The following is a 709-nucleotide window of genomic DNA, read 5'->3' as shown; positions in this document are numbered from 1 at the left end:
TCCACCGCCGGAGGGTGCGGCCGAGGCGTGCAATCTCGGGGATCGGGCAGGTGTGGAACGACTCCACGACCTTCTCTGCGATCTTCCGCCCTTCGGCGAGGTCCTTCTGGTGATAGGCGGAGCGCAGCTGCTGCGCGCACTGCCACGCGACGAACACCTCATCATGGGCAGGGGCGGCTTCGATCGCCGCGACCAGCCGTGCCCGCTGCTTCTCGGTGAGGTTCTCGGCGCCGGCGCGGAGGATGGTCTGGATCCCGTAGAGCGGATCGCCCTTCCGGCCGCGGTGACCGAGGGTGTCCTGCTGGACACGTCGGCGGACCTCGTCGACGGCGGCGGTGCCGAGCTTGACGACGTGGAACGCGTCGAGCACCGCGACGGCGTCCTCGAGCTTGTCGTCGATCGCGGTCTTGTATCCGGCGAACGGGTCCAACGCCGCGACCTTCACGTTGTTCCGGAACGCGTCGCCGCGCTCGTCGAGCCAGGCCGCGTAGGCCTTCCCCGATCTGCCCGGCACGAGGTCGAGCAGCCGGGCACGGGTGCGACCGTGCTCATCCCGGGTCAGGTCGACCATCCCGGTCAGCTCCTTCGGGCCGCGCTTGCGGGAGTCGACGTGATGCCAGATGTGCTCGTCGACGCCGAGGGTGGTGACGTTCTCGAACCGGGACTCGTCGGCAGCCAGCTTGACGAGTTCGGGCTCAACGGCCCGCCA

Annotated in this window: 1 protein-coding gene; it reads right to left on the bottom strand. The window is 69.3% G+C overall.

Annotated elements, in window-relative coordinates:
* The coding region (locus tag ACODR5_RS13520; RefSeq protein ID WP_488983913.1) for an ISL3 family transposase at window positions 1–709 on the bottom strand (709 nt) is incomplete at both ends.

The sequence above is a fragment of the Microbacterium sp. FG3 genome, from assembly GCF_057809335.1.
The sequence above is the reverse complement of the archived record's forward strand: the minus strand, read 5'-3'. Positions and strand labels throughout refer to the sequence as shown.